This is a genomic window from Oleiphilus sp. HI0061 (genome assembly GCF_001635675.1).
On the sequence record NZ_LWFE01001218.1, the window covers coordinates 1 to 1,922 of the forward strand.

A 1,922-nucleotide genomic window follows, 5' to 3' on the forward strand; every position below is an offset into this window, starting at 1 on the left:
GTGATCTTCAACCCTTATGGTTTGAACCCTCAGGGGGAAATGTCGGGCCCTGATAAGCCAGATATGCAAAGCGTTAAATACGACTCTGACCTAAAAGCTTGGATCATGCCTTTCATCATGGCGGCAATAAATACGCGCGTTGTTCGACGCTCTCATGCTTTGAAGTCTTACCCGTATGGAAAAGACTTCCTTTATGATGAAGCGATGATGAGCGGCAAAGGCTTTACTGGAAGAGCCAAAGGTTATGCTGGCTTATTGACCTTAGGCTTGATGATGGCAGGTAAGCCGGGGTCTTGGTATAAAAATACAATTAATCGCTTTTTCCCTGAACCTGGTGAAGGGCCAAATAAAGCAGAGCGTGAAGCTGGCTTCTTCACCTTTAGTGTAATTGGCCGTATGAATGACCGAACATTGGTTGCCAAGGTTACAGGTGACCGAGACCCAGGTTATGGTTCTACTTCTAAAATGCTTGGTGAAAGTGCAGCCTGTTTAGCCTTGGATAAGAAACACTTGCCGAAGATGTGCGGAGTGTTGACACCCTCAACAGCAATGGGTGATGCCTTATTGCATAGGCTAGAAGAAAAGGCTGGTCTAGGCTTCTCAATCGAGCCCTAAGGTTATTGAGTTCAGGGTAAGTCGGGTTTTAACCCGACGATGCAGTTAATCAATGTTATAAGCTAAAGATGGGTTGGAGATAAACTCATTTTCATTGCCCTGATACTCAGCCACAATCGCATTACGTGAGACTTCCTCCGGGCTTGGTGGATCATTCTCATGCCATAGTTTTAATAAAGACATATGAGTACGCAAGGGTAGGTCATAGTTAGCCTTCATATAAAACAGAATTCTGGCAATATCCCCTTTGAGCTCGTTAGGTGGGTCAATAATGTGTAACTTCTTTCGAATGCCGCAATTATTGGCCTCAATCGTTTCTTCTAAGTTGCCGAACTTTGCGCCTTTTCTTTTAAACTCAAAGTAAGAGTCAGCCGGAACAACATTATGCAAATCAGAGATTATTTCCATATAGCGATCGTCTGAACGAAGGCACTGGCGTTTAGTTCCGCATTGAAGGTGGTCACGTACTTGAGCGCTTGGGTAAATATGGCTGACCGCGAGAAGCGGTGTTTTCTTTGAGAAAGACTTTTTGCAGAAAAAGGTCTGCCCGCCATTTTTATAAATGGCGCCCCAAAATTTATCCTTAATCACTGATTTGTAATCAGCTGCCGCGATTGAACTTAATAGCAAGCAGCTGATAGCGATAACTATCGCGCTACATATTTGTTTGTTGCGTTTTAAGCGCATTCAGGTTTACCTCGGTGAAGCTATTGGTAGTAAAAGAAGACTGCTTAACAACTTATATGATTCTTATAATTGACGTTAGCATAAAAAGTGAGCGCTGCCCCCTTATAAGTGAGCTAAAAATGTTAGATTCTGAAAAACATTGTAAAAACAGCGATCGGAAAGAGGCTTTAATGTTTATTTGTGATAAAGAGTGTGCGCTAAAGAACTTATAATGCTTTGTTGTGCTTTTGTTATTTTTTATTTTCAAAAGCTTATCTATGGAAATTAAAGCATCTTCGGAAATGAGTTTTCGAATGTGAGAATTTTGTAGGCGGCCCGTCCCGGGGCGCAGGTCGTTCCTCGGAGTGTCAGATAGCCCGGTGGTTCCGTTCGCGCGGACAGAGGCCCCGCCTACCTTTGGCTTTATCCCTTAGCAATTGCCAAGGTAATATCAGTCAACACGTCCCAAGGGGAAATGCCCTTTTCGACACCTTTGATCAGGTCATCGACTTTCTTACACTGATCTAAAAGGCCCAATAGCTTTTGAGGGCTGTGCTTTTGTGCGGCGGCAGACAGACCTGCCTGGCGTTTTTGAATGATACGATGTTGTTTGAATAATGCCGGCAATGGCTGACCTTTGC

The 1,922-nt window shown here is 43.8% G+C and carries 2 protein-coding genes and 1 pseudogene; 1 reads left to right on the forward strand and 2 read right to left on the reverse strand.

Annotated elements, in window-relative coordinates:
* A pseudogene (locus A3735_RS31160) lies at positions 1 to 615 on the forward strand (saccharopine dehydrogenase); the annotation flags it as partial.
* Between the two features lie 45 nt (positions 616 to 660).
* Here the strand turns inward: A3735_RS31160 and A3735_RS18970 are convergent.
* Both A3735_RS18970 and A3735_RS18980 read right to left on the reverse strand, forming a co-directional pair.
* Complete coding sequence (locus A3735_RS18970) at positions 661 to 1,302, reverse strand: endonuclease (RefSeq protein ID WP_082865261.1); 642 nt, start codon at positions 1,300 to 1,302, stop codon at positions 661 to 663.
* Between the two features lie 402 nt (positions 1,303 to 1,704).
* Positions 1,705 to 1,922: hypothetical protein (locus A3735_RS18980; RefSeq protein ID WP_231882578.1), on the reverse strand; the 218-nt coding region annotated here is incomplete at its 5' end.